The 20,570-nt window shown below is 57.8% G+C and carries 20 protein-coding genes and 2 pseudogenes; 4 read left to right on the top strand and 18 right to left on the bottom strand.

Annotation, left to right across the window (positions count from 1 at the left end; translation table 11 throughout):
• Positions 1-259: 259 nt before the first annotated feature.
• A complete protein-coding gene (ribBA, locus tag AB7M29_RS20445) occupies positions 260-1,369 on the bottom strand; it encodes a bifunctional 3,4-dihydroxy-2-butanone-4-phosphate synthase/GTP cyclohydrolase II (RefSeq protein WP_454247705.1) in 1,110 nt (369 codons plus the stop codon).
• Between the two features lie 71 nt (positions 1,370-1,440).
• Between ribBA and AB7M29_RS20440 the strand changes: the two genes are divergently transcribed.
• Positions 1,441-1,734, top strand: a complete 294-nt coding sequence (locus AB7M29_RS20440) for a DUF1330 domain-containing protein (RefSeq protein ID WP_033057753.1) — start codon at positions 1,441-1,443, stop codon at positions 1,732-1,734.
• A 6-nt stretch (positions 1,735-1,740) separates the two neighbouring features.
• Here AB7M29_RS20440 and AB7M29_RS20435 read toward each other — a convergent pair whose 3' ends face one another.
• From AB7M29_RS20435 to AB7M29_RS20395, 9 genes and pseudogenes are all read right to left on the bottom strand, one after another.
• Positions 1,741-2,304: an NUDIX hydrolase gene (locus AB7M29_RS20435; RefSeq protein ID WP_415769518.1), complete on the bottom strand. Its 564-nt coding sequence runs from the start codon at positions 2,302-2,304 to the stop codon at positions 1,741-1,743.
• A 2-nt stretch (positions 2,305-2,306) separates the two neighbouring features.
• A complete protein-coding gene (locus tag AB7M29_RS20430) occupies positions 2,307-3,059 on the bottom strand; it encodes a GntR family transcriptional regulator (RefSeq protein ID WP_201112033.1) in 753 nt (250 codons plus the stop codon).
• Positions 3,060-3,147: 88 nt separating this feature from the next.
• The gene (locus tag AB7M29_RS20425) at positions 3,148-3,537 is read right to left on the bottom strand and encodes a carboxymuconolactone decarboxylase family protein (protein ID WP_046049783.1); all 390 of its coding nucleotides are present in this window, start codon (positions 3,535-3,537) and stop codon (positions 3,148-3,150) included.
• Positions 3,534-5,009, bottom strand: a complete 1,476-nt coding sequence (locus AB7M29_RS20420) for an NAD-dependent succinate-semialdehyde dehydrogenase (RefSeq protein WP_454247704.1) — start codon at positions 5,007-5,009, stop codon at positions 3,534-3,536. The genes AB7M29_RS20425 and AB7M29_RS20420 overlap by 4 nt, the downstream gene beginning before the upstream one ends.
• A gap of 153 nt (positions 5,010-5,162) precedes the next feature.
• The gene (locus AB7M29_RS20415) at positions 5,163-5,648 is read right to left on the bottom strand and encodes a flavin reductase family protein (protein WP_454247703.1); all 486 of its coding nucleotides are present in this window, start codon (positions 5,646-5,648) and stop codon (positions 5,163-5,165) included.
• A 12-nt stretch (positions 5,649-5,660) separates the two neighbouring features.
• A complete protein-coding gene (locus AB7M29_RS20410) occupies positions 5,661-7,142 on the bottom strand; it encodes an aldehyde dehydrogenase (protein ID WP_033057762.1) in 1,482 nt (493 codons plus the stop codon).
• A complete protein-coding gene (locus tag AB7M29_RS20405) occupies positions 7,139-7,972 on the bottom strand; it encodes an alpha/beta fold hydrolase (protein WP_454247702.1) in 834 nt (277 codons plus the stop codon). Before AB7M29_RS20405 ends, AB7M29_RS20410 begins: the two co-directional genes overlap by 4 nt.
• A gap of 43 nt (positions 7,973-8,015) precedes the next feature.
• Positions 8,016-8,606 carry an amino acid synthesis family protein gene (locus tag AB7M29_RS20400; RefSeq protein ID WP_003201692.1) on the bottom strand — a complete coding sequence of 197 codons (591 nt, stop codon included), beginning with the start codon at positions 8,604-8,606 and terminating at the stop codon, positions 8,016-8,018.
• A gap of 545 nt (positions 8,607-9,151) precedes the next feature.
• Positions 9,152-9,295 (bottom strand): annotated as a pseudogene (locus AB7M29_RS20395) (type II toxin-antitoxin system RelE/ParE family toxin); the annotation flags it as partial.
• A 251-nt stretch (positions 9,296-9,546) separates the two neighbouring features.
• On the opposite strand from AB7M29_RS20395, the gene AB7M29_RS20390 reads away from it, so the two are divergent.
• Positions 9,547-10,542, top strand: a complete 996-nt coding sequence (locus AB7M29_RS20390; protein WP_217856274.1) for a lipase family protein — start codon at positions 9,547-9,549, stop codon at positions 10,540-10,542.
• A 1,141-nt stretch (positions 10,543-11,683) separates the two neighbouring features.
• Positions 11,684-11,821 (top strand): transposase, encoded by a 138-nt coding sequence (locus tag AB7M29_RS20385; RefSeq protein ID WP_454247701.1) that lies wholly within the window; start codon positions 11,684-11,686, stop codon positions 11,819-11,821.
• Positions 11,822-11,935: 114 nt separating this feature from the next.
• On the opposite strand, the gene AB7M29_RS20380 is transcribed toward AB7M29_RS20385, so the two are convergent.
• The 8 genes from AB7M29_RS20380 to AB7M29_RS20345 all read right to left on the bottom strand — a co-directional run bounded on the left by AB7M29_RS20380 (position 11,936) and on the right by AB7M29_RS20345 (position 19,861).
• Entirely contained in the window at positions 11,936-12,292 is a 357-nt protein-coding gene (locus AB7M29_RS20380; protein WP_454247700.1) for a type II toxin-antitoxin system RelE/ParE family toxin, read from the bottom strand.
• Between the two features lie 2 nt (positions 12,293-12,294).
• The gene (locus AB7M29_RS20375; RefSeq protein WP_454247677.1) at positions 12,295-12,585 is read right to left on the bottom strand and encodes a type II toxin-antitoxin system ParD family antitoxin; all 291 of its coding nucleotides are present in this window, start codon (positions 12,583-12,585) and stop codon (positions 12,295-12,297) included.
• A gap of 189 nt (positions 12,586-12,774) precedes the next feature.
• A complete protein-coding gene (locus AB7M29_RS20370; RefSeq protein ID WP_454247699.1) occupies positions 12,775-13,173 on the bottom strand; it encodes a helicase in 399 nt (132 codons plus the stop codon).
• Positions 13,160-14,041, bottom strand: a complete 882-nt coding sequence (locus tag AB7M29_RS20365; RefSeq protein WP_454247698.1) for an alpha/beta fold hydrolase — start codon at positions 14,039-14,041, stop codon at positions 13,160-13,162. The genes AB7M29_RS20370 and AB7M29_RS20365 overlap by 14 nt, the downstream gene beginning before the upstream one ends.
• 53 nt (positions 14,042-14,094) lie before the next feature.
• Positions 14,095-15,360: an NADH:flavin oxidoreductase/NADH oxidase family protein gene (locus tag AB7M29_RS20360; RefSeq protein ID WP_454247697.1), complete on the bottom strand. Its 1,266-nt coding sequence runs from the start codon at positions 15,358-15,360 to the stop codon at positions 14,095-14,097.
• Positions 15,361-15,384: 24 nt separating this feature from the next.
• Positions 15,385-17,037, bottom strand: a complete 1,653-nt coding sequence (locus AB7M29_RS20355) for a GMC oxidoreductase (RefSeq protein WP_454247696.1) — start codon at positions 17,035-17,037, stop codon at positions 15,385-15,387.
• A 409-nt stretch (positions 17,038-17,446) separates the two neighbouring features.
• Complete coding sequence (locus AB7M29_RS20350) at positions 17,447-18,106, bottom strand: winged helix-turn-helix transcriptional regulator (RefSeq protein WP_415769356.1); 660 nt, start codon at positions 18,104-18,106, stop codon at positions 17,447-17,449.
• A 480-nt stretch (positions 18,107-18,586) separates the two neighbouring features.
• Positions 18,587-19,861, bottom strand: coding sequence for an outer membrane protein transport protein (locus tag AB7M29_RS20345; RefSeq protein WP_454247695.1), 1,275 nt, complete (start codon positions 19,859-19,861; stop codon positions 18,587-18,589).
• Between the two features lie 506 nt (positions 19,862-20,367).
• Here AB7M29_RS20345 and AB7M29_RS20340 point away from each other — a divergent pair.
• Positions 20,368-20,550 (top strand): annotated as a pseudogene (locus AB7M29_RS20340) (acetyl-CoA C-acyltransferase); the annotation flags it as partial.
• Positions 20,551-20,570: the final 20 nt, after the last annotated feature.

Genomic DNA, 20,570 nt, shown 5'->3' with positions numbered 1-20,570 from the left:
CACGCCCTCATTTGTTGTGTTTTGAGCGGGCTTTGTAGTGCCCGCCTATCGGGAGCAGTAGGTCCATCTGGCCTTTAAAGGCGACCGTGCCAAGGGCTGTTGTTGGTGCTTTCCCTGTCGGGCGCACTTGGCTGAAGCGTTCGGTCTATGGAATATCATATTATGGTATTCCAAACTTTGTGCAAGCACTTTGCCTTACCGGCTATCAGCCAAAACAGGTTTTTTGCCGTTCAGCCGCCAGAGCGCGGCCGGTTTGAGATCATTCGGTGAAGGGGATGCTTTCCACCACTTCCAGGTCGTAGCCGGTCAAACCGGCGTATTTCAATGGCGGGCCGAGGTGACGCAGCTTGCCCACCCCGAGATCTTGCAAAATCTGCGCCCCGGTACCCACTTCAGAATAGATGCGCGACTGCGAACGACTGAACTGCCGTGGCGGCTGGGTCAGTTGCGGCACACGCTCCAGCAGCGCTTGCGACGACTCATGATTGGCCAGCACCACCACCACGCCACGACCTTCCTCGGCCACTCGCTGCAACGCCGCCCACAACGTCCAGTTGGACGGACCGCTGTATTCAGCGCCCACCAAATCGCGCAGCGGATCGATCACATGCACGCGCACCAGCGTCGGTTCGTCCCGGTGCAACTTGCCCATGACCATTGCCATGTGGACGCCGCCTTCGATGCGGTCTTCAAAAGTGATCAAGCGGAAAGTGCCATGCACCGTGGACAGTTCACGTTCACCGATACGCACGACAGTGCTTTCGGTGCTGAGGCGATAGTGAATCAGGTCGGCGATGGTGCCGATCTTGATTCCGTGCTTGCGGGCGAACACTTCCAGGTCCGGGCGGCGGGCCATGGTGCCGTCATCGTTCATCACTTCGACGATCACCGAAGCCGGGGTGTAGCCGGCCAGGCGTGCCAGGTCGCAACCGGCCTCGGTATGACCGGCGCGAGTCAGCACGCCGCCTTCCTTGGCACGCAGCGGGAAGATATGACCGGGTTGCACAAGGTCAGCGGGCCCGGCATTAACGGCGACGGCGGCTGCCACGGTACGCGCCCGGTCGGCGGCGGAAATGCCGGTGGTCACGCCGACGGCGGCCTCGATTGACACAGTGAAAGCGGTGCTGAACACGCTGCCATTGCTCGGCACCATCTGTTCCAGCCCGAGGCGTTGGCAGTGGTCGTCGGTCAAGGTCAGGCAGATCAGGCCGCGAGCTTCCCGGGCCATGAAACTGATGGCCTCGGCCGTGCAGCAATCGGCGGCCAGCAGCAGGTCGCCTTCGTTTTCACGGTCCTCGTCATCGACCAGGAGCACCATCTTGCCTTGTCGATAGTCTTCGATAATTTCTTCGATGCTGTTGAAGGCCATGTTGGGATTCTCAGTGTTTGGTGGAAATATTGTGTGGTATACCATAATACAAAATAAACCGAGAGGTCACTATGAAGGCGTACTGGATTGCTCATGTAGATGTCACCGACCCCGATCAATACAGCCAATACACCCAGCGGGCGCCGGCGGCCTTCGCGTTGTATGGCGGACGGATGTTGGCCCGGGGCGGGCGCAGCGAAGCGCTGGAAGGCGGGCCCACGCCGCAGCGCAACGTGGTGATTGAATTCGACTCGTACGAACAGGCGCTGGCCTGCTATCAGTCGGAGGAATATCAGGAAGCGAAACGGCACCGCGAGGGCGTGGCTCGGGCTCAGATCATCATTGTCGAGGGCGTGGCGCCCTGAGGGACGTCAACGAATGAAGTGGATCTTGCCGGTATCGTCGTTGCCGATGTAGATGCCGTACACCCCGGCCTGGCGTTCCTCGATATAGCGTTCGAGGATCTGCCGGATTGCCGGGTAGTAGATGCTGTCCCAAGGAATGTCCTCGGGCGCGAAGAATTTGTAGTCGAGGGTTTCCGGCCCGTACTGGCCGGTGATCTCCAACGCAATGGCGCGGAAGATGATGTACACCTCGCTGATCTTCGGCACGCTGAAGATCGAGTACGGCGAGAGAATTTCCGCGCGCACGCCGCTCTCTTCCCAGACTTCGCGCAGCGCCGCCTGCTCGGTGGTCTCGCCACCTTCCATGAAGCCCGCCGGCAGCGTCCAGGTACCAGGACGCGGCGGGATGGCGCGCTGACACAGCAAATATTTGCCGTCCTGCTCGATGATGCAGCCGGCAATGATTTTCGGATTGATGTAATGGATGTAGCCGCAACCGCGGCACATCAGGCGCTCGTGCGTATCGCCCGGCGGCAGCTGTGACCTGAGGTCATTGCCGCCGCACTTTGGACAAAAGCTCGGGCTGAACATCTTTAGCGACCTATGCGCGGTTCTTTAAGCGCGATCGGCAGGGTGATTTCGGGGATTTTCCCGGTCTCTTCCTGTTTGCGTTTGAGGTAATCCAGAGCGACGGCTGCGGCGGCGCGGACGTGATCGACACACGCCTGATGGGCGGCCAGCGGATCGCCGCTCTTGATGGCCTCGACCATGCGTTCCATTTCCTGATTGCTCGCGCCACGACGGTTTTCCTGGGACACCGATGTCGCCCGCAAGTAGCTGATTCGTGCCTGCAACTGGCGCAGTTGAGTGGCCGCCACATGGTTGCCGGAGCCTTCGAGCAGGACATCGTAGAAACCCTGAACCGAGTCGATGACCTGTTGCAGTTCACCTTCCTTGAGGGCCTTGCGGTTTTCCTCCAGGGCTTTTTCCAGGGCCTTGATGTCCTTGGCCTTGGCACGCAAGGTAAACAGTTGGACGATCAAACCCTCGAGCACGCAACGCAGTTCGTAGATATCGACGGCATCGGCCAGGGTAATGATCGCGACACTGGGCCCTTTGGCGTCGGCGAATTCCACCAGGCCTTCGGATTCCAGGTGACGCAAGGCCTCGCGTACGGACGTGCGGCTGACGCCCAGGCGATCACACAAATCGCGTTCGACCAAGCGGTCTCCCGGCATGAGCTGGAAGTTCATGATGGCGCTTCGCAGTTTATCCAGCACGATTTCGCGCAGGGTAACGGGGTTGCGATTGACCTTGAAGCTGTCGTCGAGTGGCAGGCGTTTCATGGGGTCCGCTCTGAATGTGGCTGTCCATGCAAAAAGAGCACTTCGATCGCAAGAATCTCCGTGCTCGGTCAGATCAAACAGCCAAGGGTTAACTGGAGGCCTCGGCATCGGCTTCGGCGAACGCTTCACGGGCGAGCCGGAAACTGTCTACGGCAGCGGGGACACCGCAATAAATACCGACCTGAAGCAGAATTTCGCGTATTTGTTCACGAGTCAGTCCGTTACGCAAGGCGCCGCGTACATGCAGCTTGAGTTCGTGAGGCCGATTGAGGGCCGAAATCATGGCCAAGTTTATCATGCTGCGCTCTTTAAGCGACAAACCCTCACGGCCCCAGACGTGGCCCCAGCAGTACTCGGTGACCATTTCCTGCAGCGGCCGGGTGAAGTCGTCGGCGTTCTCGATAGAGCGTTTCACGTAGGCTTCGCCCAGCACCTGGGTGCGGATTTTCAGACCCTGTTCATATTTCTCGTTGCTCATCGCGGTGTGCTCCCAAAGTCGTCCAATCCGCCCATCAGGGTGTATTTGAGTTCCAGATAATCCTCGATGCCGTACTTGGAACCTTCACGGCCCAGGCCCGAGGATTTGATGCCGCCAAAGGGCGCGACTTCAGTGGATATCAGCCCTTCGTTAATCCCGACCATGCCGTACTCCAGCGCTTCGCTCATGCGCCACGCGCGACCGAGATCGCGGGTGTAGCAATAGGCGGCGAGGCCGAATTCGGTGTCGTTGGCCATGTGGATCGCCTCGGCTTCAGTCTCGAAGCGGAATACGGCGGCCAGTGGACCAAAGGTTTCGTCCTGGGCGACTTTCATCGAGGTGGTCACATCGGCCAGCACCGTCGGCTGGAAGAAGCCGTGTCCAAGGGCATGACGTTCGCCGCCGCACATTAGCTGGGCACCCTGAGCGAGCGCGTCCTGAACGTGGTCTTCGACTTTGGCCACGGCGCGTTCGTTGATCAGCGGGCCTTGATTCACGCCGGTTTCAAAACCGCTACCGACGTGCAGTTGCTTGACCCGTTCGGCCAGGCGAGCGACGAAGGCGTCGTGTATGCCGTCCTGCACCAGGAAGCGATTGACGCACATGCAGGTCTGCCCGGCGTTGCGGAATTTGGCGATCAGCGCACCCTCGACGGCACGCTCCAGGTTGGCGTCGTCGAAGACGATGAAGGGCGCATTGCCCCCCAGTTCCAGCGAGACTTTTTTCAGTGTCGGCGCGCACTGGGCCATCAGCAGTTTGCCGATGGCGGTGGAACCGGTGAACGACAGCTTGCGCACCAGCGGGCTGGCCGTCAGCTCGCCGCCGATGGCCACGGCGTCGCCGGTGATCACGTTGAAAATGCCCGGCGGAATACCGGCCTGTTCAGCCAGCGCAGCCATGGCCAATGCCGAGAACGGCGTTTCCGGTGCCGGTTTGACGATGCACGGGCAACCCGCCGCCAGTGCCGGGCCGGCCTTGCGGGTGATCATCGCCGCTGGGAAATTCCACGGCGTGATGGCCGCGACGACGCCGATCGGCTCCTTGCTGACGACGATGCGCGCATCGCCTTTGTGGCTGGGAATGGTGTCGCCATAGATGCGCTTGGCTTCTTCGGCAAACCACTCGATGAAACTCGCGGCGTAGAGGATTTCGCCCTTGGCTTCGGCCAGCGGCTTGCCTTGTTCGAGGGTGAGGATTTCTGCCAGCGCATCGGCATTTTCAATCATTAGCGCGTGCCAGCGTTTCAGCGTCTGGCTGCGTTCTTTGGCGGAAAGCGCACGCCAGGCCGGCCAGGCCTTGTTGGCGGCGGCGATGGCCTGACGCGCGTGCTCGGCACCAAGGTTCGGCACTCGGCCGATCAACTCGCCGGTGGCCGGGTTGAAGATGTCCTGACAGGCGCCGTCCGGGGCATCCAGCCATTGGCCGTCGATATAGGCCTGCTGGCGGAACAGTTGCGAGGCTGCTGGGTTCATGCCGGCTCCTGGGAATATAAAAAAACTTGTGCCGAATGCTGTACCTGTGGGAGCGGGCTTGCTCGCGAATGCGGACTGACATTCACAATCAATGTCGACTGACCCACCGCTTTCGCGAGCAAGCCCGCTCCCACAGGGTTTTGTGTACGACTATCAGGCCAGGACGGGCAGGGGGCCCAGCTTGCCTTTGTGGTAGATCATCGGCGTCACCGGTTGCTCGGGCAGAATCAGGTTCTTCACCGCGCCGACGATGATCGCGTGGTCACCGCCGTCGTATTCGCGCCACAGTTCGCACTCGATGATCGCCGTGGCTTTGCCCAGCAGCGGATTGCCCAGCGCGCTCAAGTGCCAGTCGATGCCATTGGCCTTGTCCTTGCCTTTACCGGCAAACGCATAGGCTTCGGCGGTCTGGTCGGCGGACAGCAAGTGAATCGCGAACTGCTTGCTGTCGCGCAGGATCGGGTACGTGTCAGAGGCATAGTTGGGGCAGAACAGCACCAGTGCCGGATCGATCGACAGCGCACTGAACGCGCTGGCGGTAATGCCGACGATGCCGCCGTCCGGGTCCAGGGTGGTGACCACCGTGACCCCGGACGGGAACGAGCTCATGACGTCTTTGTAAATGCCGGGTTCGATCATTTCGTCAATCTCCTAGCGCATCACGAAGGGGTCAGGCATCGGTGCCTGGGAGAGGTTGATCCACACCGTTTTCAGCTCGGTGTAGGCCAGCACCGAATCGATGCCGCTCTCGCGTCCATAGCCGCTGTTCTTGAAGCCGCCGATCGGCGCCATGGCCGAGACAGCGCGGTAGGTGTTGACCCAGATGATCCCGGAGCGCACGTCCCGGGCCAGGCGATGAGCCCTGCCCAGATCACGGGTCCAGATGCCGGCGGCGAGGCCGAACTGCGAGTCGTTGGCAATCGCCAACGCTTCGGCTTCATCCTTGAAACGGATGACCGAGGCCACCGGACCGAAGACTTCTTCCTGCATGATCTTCATCGAGTTGCGATCGCATTCAAACAGGGTCGGCTCGTAGAACCAGCCATCGCCTAGATTCTGCGGACGCTTGCCGCCCAGGCGCAGGCGCGCACCTTCGGCGATGGCATCGGCGACCAGGCCTTCGACCACCGCCAGTTGCTGCGCGGTGGCCATGGGGCCCATTTCGCTGCTGTCTTCCTGCGGGTTGCCGATGCGGATGCGTTTGGCGCGTTCGACCAAGCGATCGACAAACTCATCGTAGATTTCGTCCTGCACCAACAATCGCGAACCGGAGACGCAACTCTGACCGGAGGCCGCGTAGATCCCGGCAATCGCGCCGTTGATTGCGCTGTCGAGGTCGGCGTCGGCGAAGATAATGTTCGGTGATTTGCCGCCCAGTTCCAGCGACAGCTTGGCGAAGTTCTCGGCGCTGCTGCGCACCACGTGCCGCGCCGTCGCAGCGCCGCCGGTGAAGGCGATTTTGCGGATCAGCGGATGACGGGTGAGGGCTGCGCCGGTGCTTGGGCCGTAGCCGGTAACGACGTTGACCACGCCCGGCGGGATGCCGGCTTCCAGTGCCAGGCGCGCCAGTTCGAGAATGGTGGCGGAGGCGTGCTCCGACGGTTTGATCACGATGGTGTTGCCCGCCGCCAGGGCCGGGGCCAGTTTGATCGCGGTCAGGTATAACGGACTGTTCCAGGGAATGATCGCGGCGACCACGCCCATGGCTTCGTGCACCGTGTAGGCAAACAGGTCCGGCTTGTCGAGGGGCAGGGTGCCGCCTTCGAGTTTGTCGGCCAGGCCCGCGGTGTAGTGGAAGAATTCCGGCAAGTAGCTGACCTGACCACGGGTTTCGCGGATCAGCTTGCCGTTGTCACGGCTTTCCAGCTGCGCCAGGTGTTCCTTGTTTTCGGCGATCAGATCGCCCAGGCGCCGCAGCAGTTTTCCCCGGGCGGTGGCGGTCAGACCGCGCCAGGCCGGGCTGTCGAAAGCTGTCTGCGCAGCCTGTACGGCGCGCTCGACATCGGCTTCGTCGGCATCGGGCAGTTCGGCCCAGGCTTGGGCCAGCGCCGGGTTCAGGCTTTCAAAGGTCTTGCCGGACAGGGCATCGACCCATTCACCGCCGATGCACATCTGGAAGCGTGCGAGTGTCATGCAACGATCCCCTTTATTTGGTTTTGTCGGGAGTGCACCGTGTCGAGAAACTCCAGCAGCAGCTGGTTGACCAGGCGCGGTGATTCTACGGGCATCATATGCCGCTGTTCGGCGAGCACGGCAACTGTCGCGCCGGGAATGCGTGCGGCCAATTGCTCGGCCATTTCAGGTGTCGAACCGGGGTCCAGTTCACCGGTGGCGATCAGTGTCGGCACCTGAATGCTGCCCAAGTCGTCAGCGCGGTACATGTCCTGGGTCGCGAACAGCTCATAGGTGGTCAGGTAACCCTGCGGGTCATTGTCTGCCAGGGTTTGGCGCAAGGCCGCAATCTGCGCCGGGTTGGCCGCCTGATATTCACGGCTGAACCAGCGCGACAGGGCGGCTTCGGCGTTGGCATCCGGTCCGTGCTCGGCCGCTTGAGCGGTGCGGGCGATAACGCCGGCACGCTGTTCGGGGCTGCGATTGAACACGCTGTTGAGCACCACCAGGCCTTGCAGGCGTTGCGGGTAATGCAAGGCAAATGCCCGCGCCACCAGCCCGCCCATGGAAAAACCGATCACCGTCGCCTGGGGCAATTGCAGGTGATCGAGTAGCTCCAGCAACTGGTCGGCATAGCCGAGCAGCGGGGTTCCACTTTCCGGGCGTGGGCTGGCGCCATGGCCCAGCATGTCGTAGGCAATCACGCGGTACTTCGTGGCCAGGCCAACGACCTGGCCGCCCCACATTTCTTTGTTCAGGCCCACGCCGTGGATCAAAACCACGGGCTGGCCTTGGCCGGTCGCCAGGTAACTGGTGCCAGCCGGGGTGAGTTCAGCGGTGAGCCGAATCATGGAGCGCTCCTGCATGCCTTTTTGTTGTTCTTGTCGACCTTGATTACTGGGCGTTTTCCGCAGCCAGTTCTTCCAGATCGATGTAGCGGTTGCCGATGCGTGGGTGCAGGCGGCCGCCATCGGCGCAACCCAGCACCACCACGATTTCATCGGCGCGCGGAGCATCTTCGATTTGCATTTCCAGGGTGATGTAGTGCGACCGCAGGCCTTCGTCGTCCTTGTGCATCATCGGAATCTGGATCGAAGTGCCCGGGCCGCCACGCTTGTTGGTGAAGCTCAGGTAGCTCTTGGCTTTCACCGCTTCACGGTAATGGTTGCCAAAGCGCAGGGTGTGGATGACAGCAGAGGCGTGTTCAATTTCACCGTCGGCGCCCACGACAGCGGCCTTGCCATAAGCCTCGATCTTCTCGGCACCGCCGATGATGCTGACCAGGCGCTCGACCATCAGTGCACCGAGGTCGGAGCAGTTGGCGCGAATTTCCGGTTTCAGGTCTTCGACAAAGCCGCGGCCCAGCCAAGGGTTTTTCATCACGACGGCCAGGCCGACCATGGTCACTGGCTTATCGGTGGCCTTGCCGCCTTCGATAAAGGTTTCTTCGACATAGCTGACGATCTTGCGGATTTCGAAACTCATGAGCTGCTCCGTGTAGGGTGAGAGTGTCTGCGCGTCTGATGGTATACCATAATACCGGCAGCGCAAGTCCCTGAAATGAGTTTCTGGTTGGAAGGTGATAAAAGGAGGGCAGGTTATGGCTCAGCTACCGAATCGTAAAAACTTGAGACTTGGAGGGACCTTCATTTGTGATTAGACCAGTGAAGGTAGAAGGGGGCGTGAACCGGTACGTTTTCACGGCGGTTTGTAACTCCGAGGCAATCCAGCGAAATAGATATCGTCGGATGAATGACTGCTTCCCCCGATTGGCTGTAGATAGAACTCGATAGTTTGGCTTGGAGTTACTCCTTTTTTTTGCTCTTGATACACCTTAAGAACAAGTCCATGATCAAGTCCATTCCTGTTTCAGGAATAACAGAAACCCCTTAGATTTCAATGGGTCGGACGCCAGATGAGAGTCTCGTTTCCCGCTCCAAGCATTAAAAATGGATCTCTGAAAAGAGGTCCATTTTTTTCGTCCAAAGAAAAGTCCTTCTTTGACTTTTGCCGCGCCCCCCTAAAAGCAGTCAGCAACGGTTGGGGTGCAACTGCACTTCCATGGCGTCATGAAGAAGTCGGACGACCTCAATCACGTCGACGTTTGCCACTCGATAAAACACCATATGCCGTGGGCCTTTGGCCGACCCATGAGGGTGTTTGGCCTGCTGACGTGGGCGGGCGACCAAAGTCCCGCGAGACAGGGCGTACGATTAACGTGATCGTTACCGGATGCGGTCAGTATCAGCGGTTTCGGATTGGCGGAATCAAGGACCGTTCTAACTGCTGCGCAAGCGACCGCGCATTAAGTTGTCGCTTCCAAAACTGCGGCTACACTCGATCTTGCTGGCCAAGACGGATCGACGGCAGCAGTGAGTTTTCGTTGGTCCCGTTGAATTATCTATCTTCGAGACAAGGAGCAGTCATGACTTCGCTAGACTCACTTCAGCAAAGACAAATTAATCTTACCCACGCGTACGTGGTGAACAATGCGGCGCTGTCTTCGCCGGATTGGAAAAACATGAAGAACCCTTCGCCGAGCCAGGTAAAAGACAACATTCTTACGCGCCTTAATGGCTCCAAGGTAGGCGGCGGCTATGGCGTAGCCTGGGGGCCCGCCCTGGTCCCGGATGGCGAGCATGTGGCTCACATCACGGTGGTGCTGGTCGGCGGGCAAAACGAAAACGACATCGTCGTGGTGACGAGTGGAACCCTTGCCGATTCCCTCAAGGATCAGATAGACGATCTTGATATTTCTCCAATGGTGCCGCTGCAGAAGCTTATCAAGAACTGCCCAGTGCCGGCACATCTGGCGCAGGGGACTGCGGACGGTGTAAAGGCGATATTGGATCAGGTATCGACAATCGGTTTCCAAGGCACACTTTGCGATTTTCTGGCAAAACAGCGCAGTGGTGCAACGATCCGGTTGGTCGGGCATAGCCTTGGCGGTGCCTTGATGTCGGTTCTAGCGCTTTACTTGAAAGATAAATTCTCGAACTTCAATTTCCATTGCGAAACGATTGCTGCGCCAACGGCCGGCGATAGTATTTTTGCGAGCTATTTCAATCAGCAGATGGCCGGCAATGCGCTACGCATCTACAACACGCTGGATGTCGTTCCGATGGCATGGTGCGCAACCTCTCTCGACTTCTCCTTGACGCTCTATGAGTCTACCAACGTCATCGATGAAAAAATGAAGGAAATGGTTTGCTCCAAAATCGATACCGTTACCCGTAACAACTTGAACTACACGCAATGGGGCATGGGCGGTGCAAACATGGAGCTGCGGCTCTGTGGGGAACCTCAATCCCCGTGCCCAAGCTATGAAGCGCAATCCGGCTATCAGCACATCTACGAATACATGACGCTGCTGGGGTTGCAGCTTGGTGATATCCCGATGCCGCCGCCGTCTGGCAGCTAGCGCGCAGTCTCATCGATCAGGTGTTCGAGTTGCAGTTGCCGGCATTTGTTCGGGAAATCACACAGCTGCAACTCGCTTATTCGCAGCGCTTTCGCTCGTACACGGTACTTAAGCCGGCGCGACGTGGTCGACGGATTCGTATATTGCCAGGTACCTACATACCTAAGGGGGCCTCTTGGTGACAACGCAAGGCATTGATCGGTCCGATTTTCCATCCTGACTCGTATGGGGACAGGCCCGGACGATCGGCCCACGATGCTTTGCATCAATGTTCCATTCGGTGCCGTCGCAAGAACTGGGTACTGGAAGGGGATATCAGCGCGTTCTTTGACCACGTTGGGCAAGCCTGATCATCAAGGCTCTGGAACATCACCAGATGCCGAAATGGGTGATCTTGTACTGTCGACGCTGGCTGCAAGCGCCTATGAAGAGTGAGATGGGGCTGCTTCAGGAACGGGGACGAGGGACACCTCAATGCAGTGTGATCTCGGTAAGCGTTCAGCGATCACACCCTCCCATTGCAACTGCTGGCGCCGTTGGTCGATCCCGCTATCATGCAGGGCGTAGATCACGAATGTAGATAACGCTATGCCAAGATTGTCATTCGCCGTCAGAGTTTTGTTCGCATGCTGCCTTTTCATCGCAACCGCTAATCACATCCGTGCAGACGTTTCGCATGGACTGCTCTGGGACTACGGATACGGGCCTAGCACTTACTTGGCTAGCCGTATTTTCTGGGGGGGGGGCTTACGTTTTTTGACCCGCTTGCAGCACTGCTACTTTTCATCAAACCAAGAGCCGGAATCGTGCTTACGGTAGCGATTATTTTGGTCGACGTAACTCATAACACTTTTTACGTCGCATTGAAGCAGCAGTGGCTGGAGCCGTTCTACCTGTCCCAGGTAGCTTTTCTTATCATAGTATTCCTACTCTCATCCATCGCTTGGAATGGTCCTATTCGAGACGTAGCGCTCACCAATCCAGTCCGAGTGTTACTCGCTCCACTTATGAGGTAGAAGCTCTTCGATTTCACTCGGCCGCTGCGTTGGCAGGCGGTAAGCGAACCGCCAACACACCTTCCGAGCTCCCAAATTAAGGGCGATGGTGTCCGCCTATTTTGAGGCGGACGCGATAGCCCTTAATGCGCCAACGAAACTCTTACCCTAAACAGTTCAAAGCCCAGGTTGTTCAGGAATATCTGCAACCCGGAGCTTCCATTTCCAGTGTCGCCATCAGCCATGGCATCAACGCCAACGTGATCCGAAAGTGGATTGGATAGACGTTTAGTAAGAAGCTCGTTTCCCGCTCCAAGATTCAGAAAAAAGCCACTCAGATGAGTGGCTTTTTTTTGCCTGAAATTTATGTGCTGAGGCGTCAGCCTTTAACGTTTGGGTCAATCTCTGGGCAGATGCAACTGCACCTCCATGGCGTCATGGAGGAGTCGGACGATCTCAATCAAGTCGCCATCTCCCACACGATAGAACACGATATGCCGGGGGCTTTTGACCGTCCCATGGGGGTGTTTGGTCTGCTGGCGTGAATAGATGAGGTGATAGCTGCGAAGGCCCGGTGCAAGCTCATCGCGGTCGTGGCTGCCAATGCGATAAGGTGTGCCGGCAATCGCTTGCAGCGCCGCGAGGATCAGCGCCTGGTAGCGCTGGCGTGCTTGATCGCCGAACTGCATCTGGGAGAGCTTGAGGATGTCGACAATATCGGTGCGCGCGGCGTTGGAAATCCGATACTGCGGCATGCTCAGTGTTTTTCACGCGCGGGGAGGGTGGCCTCCAGGCTCAAACCCTCGAGGTAGCGCTCCAGATCCCCTTCGTTCAACTGCGTGAAGCGCCCGTACTCAAGATCCATGATGCCGATTGAGGTCGCCTGACGCAGGGCCTCAATTTTGGCGGCGTCTTCGGCGACACGCTGTTCCAATAAACGCAAACCTTCTCGCATCACTTCGCTGGCATTCTGATAACGGCCGGACTGCACCAGGTCCTGGATAACCTGTTCCTGGTGAGGGGTGAGCACAACGTTTCGCGTCGCCATAATTAGCTCCAGCTCTGGGCAAACAGATTTTTTCGATCATTGGCATATTATGCCATTTTACCCGCGAACACGCCGACGCCGCTGGAGCGCCGACCAGAAGCTGGCTATGGTTCGCGAAAGTCAGATCTAACAGGCACCCTAAAAAAGCGGGTGACTGTCAGATCAAGTAGGGCTCACTGCATCAAATTCCTAGCGCGTCGAAGGGTAAAATGCTGATGTTTTTTTACCGGGCTGCAAGTATTCAGTTAATCCCTGGAACCACATCACTTCAACAAAGTCACCGCGGATAACCAAGTCCTCTTTACGCAATCCTGTCAGAAATGCATCTTTACTATCTTTGGCAGACAGAATGGCGAAACCCTTTGCTGCATCTCTAAACGACAGGGTGAATTTTGGCTTTTCAGTCAAACCGGCAGAGGATTTTATCTTGCCGTTTTTAACGGTGAAGTAGCGGCCCACTCCGTCATGCGTTTGGATTTGAAAGACCAACTCCTTGCCTTTAACGTATGTTGCACAGTCAGGATTTTTTTTGATTGTTCTCTGTAATAGCTTGGTCAACGCCCATAACAAAAATTTAAACTTCAGCATGATGAGCTTTCTCCGCAGGGTGGGACTCGTTAAGGAATTGAATGGCGTGTTTGAGAAAACGCTCAGGGCATTGGAATTGAGCACCATGACCGGCATCCGGGTACAGGAACAGTTGGGCGTTCGGGATGTTCTGAGCCATGTACCAGGAGTTGACCGTTGGAACCATAACGTCATTCATACCGTTCAGAATGAACGTCGGCTGTTTTATCTCGCGCAGATGATTGAAAGGATCGTTCGGGTCCAGCTTTGGCAAATAGTACATATTCGCTTCGATCTGGGCCTGTATCACTTCAGGAGAGCTGGGTGGGTCCTGGTCGACACGCTGATGACGGCGCTCCCAGAAATCACATCCGGCCTGCTGCGCCGCCGCGGATCGACCGAAGAACAGAAACAGGAAGTCTTCGAGGGTCGGAACGGGGCGCGGTGCAGCTTCCAGCACTCCAGGGTCTGAATCCGGATTACCGCCACGAGGTCCGGTGCCGAGCAGCATGAGCTTGCGGACGAGGTCGGGATGGCGTCGTGTCAGGTCCTGGGCCTGAAAACCACCCAGTGAGAAGCCTAGAACATCTACCTTGGACAGGCCTAACGTGCGGATCACCGCAGCCGCGTCATCGGCCATATGTTCGATCCGGTTACGCGGTTTGCCGGAAGAAGAGGCAATCCCTCGACCGTTGTAGAGGATGACCTCGCGCCCCGCAGCCAGGCCATCCGTCATAAGTGGGTCCCAATGATCCATACCGCCGCGAAAATGTTGAAGGAAGAACAGAGGGGGCTGGCCTGTCGTATTGTTGCCCCAGCGGCGATAGGCAAATTGATCACCATCAACTTCCACGAAGCGGGTAGCGGTGGTGAAATGGGTGTCGGTCATGTTGAAGTCTTCCAGGTGGTTATTGTGGCGATCGATGCGAGCGAGCCTCGAGCTCAGGCCCGTGCGCGCATGCGCCGCGTACGGAACGTGCCCCAGCCGCTTTTCATCACTGATTTCGAAAGTGCCCACAGCCCACTTTCGTTGGGACGCGGATCACCGCCATTGGCGATTCGTTTGAGCTGCAGCGTGTACCAGAAGATTTCCATGACGCCCATCTGATCGATTTGCTTGATGCCTGTGGTGATCGGCCGTACACGTTGCGAACTGTCCTGACCTTGCAGCAGGGCCGCCGGTGCCTCGGGATCAATGGCCAATAACCGCGCAAGGCCAATGACATCGAGCGCTCCGGAACGCAGCGCAGCGTTCATGGCGGCGGCACTGCGAAAACCGCCAGTGACCATCAAAGGCACCTTGATCGAGGCGCGCACCTTTTCAGCAAACTCAAGAAAGTAAGCCTCACGCGCTACGGTGGATGCTTTTTTCGTCTCCTGGAGCCCGCCGCTCATGGCCGGAGCCTCATAGGTGCCCCCCGAAATCTCAATCAGGTCGATGCCTGCTTCGGCAAGTGCATGAATCGTCGCCATTGACTCTTCTTCGGTGAAGCCTCCGCGCTGGAAATCTGCTGAGTTGAGCTTGATACCGACGGGAAATTCGGCGCCGACCTGGCGGCGAATCTCGGCGTAAACAGCCAACACGAAACGTCGACGTTTTTCCGGGCTACCACCCCATTCATCTGTACGCCGATTGTGGTGTGGCGAGAGGAACTGGTTGATCAGATAACCGTGCGCGCCATGGATTTGCACGCCGCTGAAGCCGGCCTCCTTGCAGATGGCTGCGCTGCGTCCAAAGCGCCGGATGATCTCTTCGATCTCGGCCGTGGTGGCTTCGCGTGGAGTCTCGAACAGTGCGGCCATGTCCTCACGGAACGGGACCGCTGATGGCGCGAGGTTGCTGTCATTCAGGCCTTTGGTCGACTGCTTGCCAGGGTGATTAAGCTGCACCCAGATCGCGGCTCCCTGCTCGGTTGCAGCACCGGCCCACTGGCGTAGCATAGGCATGTCAGTTACATCCTCGATCACCACGTTGCCTGGTTCGCCGAGCGCACGCCGATCGATCATCACATTTCCGGTGATGAGCAAACCAATGCCCGAGGCGGACCAGCGCCGGTACAACTCGACCAGCTTCAACGTCGGGTGATTGTTGTAGGTGCCCAACGTTTCGCTCATGGACGCCTTGGCGAGGCGGTTGCGAAAAACGCTGCCGTTCGGGAGTTGCAAAGGCTGGTTCAGCAGATTTTCTTCAGGCGAGGAGGCGGTCATGGTGAGTTCTCAATAAGGGCTGTTTCATGATTGAAGGGTGTGCAGCGGGATGGGGGCCGATACCCGCCGGGATTGCGTGTTTTTCAATGGGATGTACGACATGGCATGCTCGGTCAGCGCGGTAATCGTCAGGCTTGGATTAACCCCGAGATTGGCGCTGAGCATCGAGCCGTCGCAAACCAGCAAGTTCTGATAGCCGAAGACCCGGTTCTGTACGTCCATCACGCCGCGCTCCGGCGAGTCCGCCATCGCACAGCCACCCATGCAGTGGGCCGTGGTCGGGATGTTGAATAAGATCTCGGACAAAAAGGTGGTCGGTATGCCGCCGAGCGCTTTTGCGCCCTTTTCGGCAAACGCGTTCGCCTCTGGAATGAAGGTTGGGATGGGGCCACCCTCGCTGGCGAGCTGTTTTGCGAATGGCCAAAACCAGCGACGCCTGAACCGCATGTCGAGAGACGCGTCCACGGTTTGCATCACCAGCAATAACATGGTCTGACGGGCGAAACCGGCGGGGTTGTGCACGAGCAATGCTTGCAGCGGATGTTTGAGCAGCGTCCACAGCCAGGTCAATATTCGCGTCCACCCCGGGCGCCCGCCGCACAGCAAGGTCATCATGAGGCCAATGGCGTCCGAGCCTTCCGGGTAGCGCACGACTCCGATATGTGTGCGCTCATCGAGATAGATGCTGCCACCCCCCGCCAGTCCCGGCGACATGCTCTTGTCCGCTGCCGGGAAGCGTACGCCGATAAGGGATTCGGCATTGGTGCGCACACGTTTTCCGAGGTCGTCGCTGATGCGCGGCAACGACCCGTTTTGCTTGAGCCGGAACAACAATTCCATCGTGCCCAACGACGACGCGGCGAAGACCACGCCGCGGCAGCGAAAGCTGCGGCGCTGCTTGTCGAACCAGGTGGTCGAGCACTCAGTGAGGACTTCATAGCCGTCACTGCCATCCTCCTTGCCGTTGAGCGGCCGCACGTCCACCACCCTGGTTTCGGCAAAAACCTGGGCGCCACGTTTTTCTGCGAGATAAAGGTAATTCTTGTCGAGTGTGTTCTTGGCGTTGTGCTTGCAACCCATCATGCAGCCACCGCAACCGGTGCAAGTCCCGCGCTCCGGGCCCTCACCCTCGAAGTAGGGATCCGGGTAGCTCTTGCCGCCTGCTTCACCGTCGGGAGCAAAGAAGGCCCCTACGCGGGGGGGGTGAAACGTATGGCCCACGCCTTGCAAATCCGCCATTTTCTTGAGGCGTAGATCAGCCTCGCCCATGATCTTGCTCTCTGTCACGCCCAGCATCTTCTCCGCCGTGGCGTAGTACTGCGGCATGATTCGTTTCCAGTCCGCCAGGCAGGCCCAGGAACCCTCATTCCATACGCTATCGCGCGGTGTCAGCAAGGCGTTGGCATAGGTGATGGATCCGCCACCGACTGCGTTGCCGCTGACGATCATCACGTGACGGAACAGACGCATGTTGTAGAAGCCGAACATCTTCAGCCCGGGTCGCCACATCCAGCGTCGCGCGTCCCAGTTGGATTTTGGAAAGTCCTCGGCCGTCCAGCGTCGGCCCATCTCCATTACGCCAACGCGGTAGCCCTTTTCTGTCAGCCGGAAGGCGGACACGCTGCCACCGAATCCGGAGCCGATCACGATGTAGTCGAAATCGAAAGATGGACTCATTGCGTGCGGCTCAGGCAAGCACCACCTTCAGGTGTGAAAAAACTAGTCATGCTGCGTCTCCTTATTTTTGTAATGGTGCTTCGGACACTAGTTACAGGACAGGCACTACTGAGAGGGTTGCATGCCGTATGACGAGCACAGGCTCACCACCGGGCAACATCGGATTCGGATTCGGATTCGGATTCGGATAGGTAAAGGAAAAGAGGTACGGCTCGCAGCCAAGACATCAGACCGGGTTGCGCGTGCGCGTCTAACACGGCGGGCTGAGCACGGGTAATGAGGTGGCGGTGGGTACCAGGGCGGAGTTGATTTGCTCCACGGTATACAGGGCTGGAAACGACCCGTTCATTCAGGCCTGCCATCCCCCGACTCGCATGATGCGAGGGAAGGAGGGGGAGGGCTTGCGGTCTTAGGGCTTGTACTCGAGTACTTTGAACACTCGCGTAAACGCTGGACGATCCCCTTGCAGCAGCTTTACGTGCCCTTCGCGAAGCGCACGTGTTGGAGTGATCTGGCGTAGGACCAACGCGATGAAGGTTTCCATGTCGCACTGTATCTTGACGTCGGTGGGCTCTGCGCTCGGCCCAGACCGCGCCAACAGGTTCCCGTCGTTTACTTGAACATGGAAGACCTCTGCTTCCACCTGGAACTCGTACAACTCCTGTAAGCCTGCGCTCGCCGCCGAATCGTTCGAGCCTGTCAGGCAAAGTGCTATGAGCTCCGCACGAGCACTGGCCGGATCGATGCGCTCGTCGATCGGCAGACCCAGTCCCCAGAATCCCAGCGCGAGCACTGGCTTGCGTAGTTGCTCGCCCAAAGCCGTCAGCTCGTAAGCTGGCGTAGCTGGGGGCGTGCGTAGCGTAACTTGTTGAATGACGCCGTTCTGCACCAGCATGGCCAGGCGTTCGGACAGCCGGTTTGTACCCATTGCAGGCAGAATCGCGAGCAGGTCTTTGAATCGCTTCGGACCCAACAGGAACTCGCGAATCAAGAGCAGCGTCCAGCGATCTCCCAGTACGTCCAGCGACCGGGCTATTGGGCAGAGTTGACCGTAGGTTTTGTTTGTCATGTCTCATTGTACATATTCCGCTCAGCCGATACGCGGCGCAATGCGGTAGCCGATAGCCAAGCTGGAAATTCTCCAGCAGTTCAAGGCCAGAAATTTTGCCCTCTGGCAGCACCGCTAACCGCACCGCCCCCCAATGGAAAGGGGGCAGCGTTTCCGCGCCTTTTGCCGCTGATCTCACAGCCGTTGTCATGTATTGCTCACTGCCTGAGTTGGTTGGGAGGCTCCATTGATAAAACTATACATATTATATAGCTTTAATACTATACGAAAAATATAGTCTAGAGATTGCTGAGGGCGTTGTCCGGGAAGGCGACATCACTGATGGCTCATAGGGCGGCTTTCACCTGTCGAACAAGCCTTCAGCTATGTCTGGCATCTGCGCGATGAGATTGGATGTGTTTTTACACGTGCTGGGCCGCACGCTGACATGAGTTTGCTTATCAAGAGCCAACCCATGTCAGATAGAGCGTTGTGCTGGACTCAAAAACGATACGTCAGTTGCGCCACCAGGCCGTTGGCGCTGTTCTCGTACTTGGCGCTGTAGGCTGGCTGGAGTCCGGAGGTGTTGGCCTGGCTAACCGAACTGCTGCCTTCCCACAGGTAGGCGTAGGCGAGATCGACGGTGAGATCCTCGTTGGGTGAGTAACCGGCTCCCAAGGTCAGGGCTCGGCGATTGCCTACAGGAATGCGCACTTCCCGGTCTGCATTGGTGGTCGGTGACGGATCATAGGCAAAGCCCGCACGCAGCACCCACTGCTTATCAAGCTGATAGGACGCACCCACTGCCACCGAGAAAGTATCGTGCCAGTTCAGCTCTTCGCCAATGGTGTCAAAACCGAGTTGCTGCCCGAGCGCTGGCACACCTTTATTCTTTGCCTCGAGCTTTGGCAGACGGCTCCAGCGCGTCCAGGTGGTACCCAGGTAACCGGTCCAACGTTCGTTGAAGCGATGAGTGAAAGAGGTATTCACCGACTCCGGAAGGGTCGCATCCATCGATGTCTTGTACTTGCCGTTCAGGCCGAACGCGCTCGGAGAGTCGCTCACTTCAGTATGGCCTGTGAGGTGATAGTCGACCTTGGAATGGTAAGTGATGCCCCAGGTGGTGGCGTCACTCAGATCGACCATCAGACCAACGTTGTAGCCGAGTGCGGTATCGTCGCCCTTGATCTTGATCTGGGTGTCTGTGCCGGCATTCAGTGCGCCGGTGGCCAGTTCGCTCTGCAGATCGCCTTCTATGCGATTAATGGTTGGACCGCCGCCGATGGTGATGCGCTCGTTGATACGATAAGCGAGAGTCGGCTGCAAGGTGATCACCTGTACCTTGCTATAGGAGCCATGATAGCGGCCTTGGAAGTTGCGTTCATAATCGTTGACCAGGCCTTGGGGGACATAAATACCCATTCCGAAGGTGAAGTCCTGATTGATCGGCGTAGAGAAGTAACCGAAAGGCACCGTAACCAGTGGTACTGAGTCGCCTTTGTTGCTACCCGAGGCACTGCTCTGAGCGTCACTAATATTGACCTTGGCACTGATTACCGCAAAACCGCCACTGACCTCGGTGCGCTTGAGCTTGCTCAGGCCGGCGGGGTTGCCATAGACAGTGCTGGCATCCAGCGCCGTTGAGGCGCGGCCGGCATAGGCAGTGCCGGCGCCGCTGGCGCTTTGCTCGTTGACGGCCAGGCCATTGGCAACAGCGGTGGCGCAAAACCCGCAGGCGGTCAGTGCGAAAGTGCTTTGGAGAATAATCTTGTTCACTGCTTTTACTCCGAACAGGGTGACAGCGTGGTTCATCACCACTTTGAGGCGATCACATTTTCCGTCGTGCACAGGTGCAAAGAAGCGGATCTGGTGTAACCGTAATGAGTGCTCATCTTCATGCTTTCCAAGGCTCACAAGGGCTCTAGATCAGCGATGGCGGCATTGGCGGTCTTGACAGATTGGTGGGTAAAAAATGGGCTGTGCGATGAGACGTCGGTGGGACGGGGGAGGAGGGATAGTGACGAGCGTTGGTGCATACATAAGAGATCTCCGGTAGCGCCTGGATTATTGTTATGGCAATGGCGCTTACGGAGTTGATGGTAGGGTGCGTTATTGGGAGGAAACGTCTTCCAGATTACATTGTGTAAGCTATTTTTCATTTCGCTTCTGAGTGATTGGATCTCCTACAGCTGAGTGATAGAAAAAAAACACAACAATGTCTTCTGGACGACGTTGTTGAACTCTAGGGTCTCCTACCATCGGTCTCGGAAGCGCCACTCAATAATCCTGCGCACTATAACGTCAACGGTGGAAGCATTTCGATTGGTCATCCCTATGGCATGACTGGCGCGTGCCTTGTTGGGCACGCACTGCTCGAGGGCAAACGTCGAGGAGTGAAGTTTGTAGTGGTGTCTATGTACATCGGTGGCGGTATGGGCGCAGCTGGGTTATTCGAGGTCGTCTAGGTCGTTTAACAAGACCCTCG

The sequence above is a fragment of the Pseudomonas sp. F-14 TE3623 genome, from assembly GCF_053629015.1.
The sequence above is the reverse complement of the archived record's forward strand: the minus strand, read 5'-3'. Positions and strand labels throughout refer to the sequence as shown.

Bases quoted from the DNA above. Each gene is read 5' to 3' on its own strand.
- ribBA (WP_454247705.1), bottom strand. From the start codon at position 1,369: ATGGCCTTCAACAGCATCGAAGAAATTATCGAAGACTATCGACAAGGC.
- AB7M29_RS20440 (WP_033057753.1), top strand. From the start codon at position 1,441: ATGAAGGCGTACTGGATTGCTCATGTAGATGTCACCGACCCCGATCAA.
- AB7M29_RS20435 (WP_415769518.1), bottom strand. From the start codon at position 2,304: ATGTTCAGCCCGAGCTTTTGTCCAAAGTGCGGCGGCAATGACCTCAGG.
- AB7M29_RS20430 (WP_201112033.1), bottom strand. From the start codon at position 3,059: ATGAAACGCCTGCCACTCGACGACAGCTTCAAGGTCAATCGCAACCCC.
- AB7M29_RS20425 (WP_046049783.1), bottom strand. From the start codon at position 3,537: ATGAGCAACGAGAAATATGAACAGGGTCTGAAAATCCGCACCCAGGTG.
- AB7M29_RS20420 (WP_454247704.1), bottom strand. From the start codon at position 5,009: ATGAACCCAGCAGCCTCGCAACTGTTCCGCCAGCAGGCCTATATCGAC.
- AB7M29_RS20415 (WP_454247703.1), bottom strand. From the start codon at position 5,648: ATGATCGAACCCGGCATTTACAAAGACGTCATGAGCTCGTTCCCGTCC.
- AB7M29_RS20410 (WP_033057762.1), bottom strand. From the start codon at position 7,142: ATGACACTCGCACGCTTCCAGATGTGCATCGGCGGTGAATGGGTCGAT.
- AB7M29_RS20405 (WP_454247702.1), bottom strand. From the start codon at position 7,972: ATGATTCGGCTCACCGCTGAACTCACCCCGGCTGGCACCAGTTACCTG.
- AB7M29_RS20400 (WP_003201692.1), bottom strand. From the start codon at position 8,606: ATGAGTTTCGAAATCCGCAAGATCGTCAGCTATGTCGAAGAAACCTTT.
- AB7M29_RS20390 (WP_217856274.1), top strand. From the start codon at position 9,547: ATGACTTCGCTAGACTCACTTCAGCAAAGACAAATTAATCTTACCCAC.
- AB7M29_RS20385 (WP_454247701.1), top strand. From the start codon at position 11,684: ATGCGCCAACGAAACTCTTACCCTAAACAGTTCAAAGCCCAGGTTGTT.
- AB7M29_RS20380 (WP_454247700.1), bottom strand. From the start codon at position 12,292: ATGCCGCAGTATCGGATTTCCAACGCCGCGCGCACCGATATTGTCGAC.
- AB7M29_RS20375 (WP_454247677.1), bottom strand. From the start codon at position 12,585: ATGGCGACGCGAAACGTTGTGCTCACCCCTCACCAGGAACAGGTTATC.
- AB7M29_RS20370 (WP_454247699.1), bottom strand. From the start codon at position 13,173: ATGCTGAAGTTTAAATTTTTGTTATGGGCGTTGACCAAGCTATTACAG.
- AB7M29_RS20365 (WP_454247698.1), bottom strand. From the start codon at position 14,041: ATGACCGACACCCATTTCACCACCGCTACCCGCTTCGTGGAAGTTGAT.
- AB7M29_RS20360 (WP_454247697.1), bottom strand. From the start codon at position 15,360: ATGACCGCCTCCTCGCCTGAAGAAAATCTGCTGAACCAGCCTTTGCAA.
- AB7M29_RS20355 (WP_454247696.1), bottom strand. From the start codon at position 17,037: ATGAGTCCATCTTTCGATTTCGACTACATCGTGATCGGCTCCGGATTC.
- AB7M29_RS20350 (WP_415769356.1), bottom strand. From the start codon at position 18,106: ATGACAAACAAAACCTACGGTCAACTCTGCCCAATAGCCCGGTCGCTG.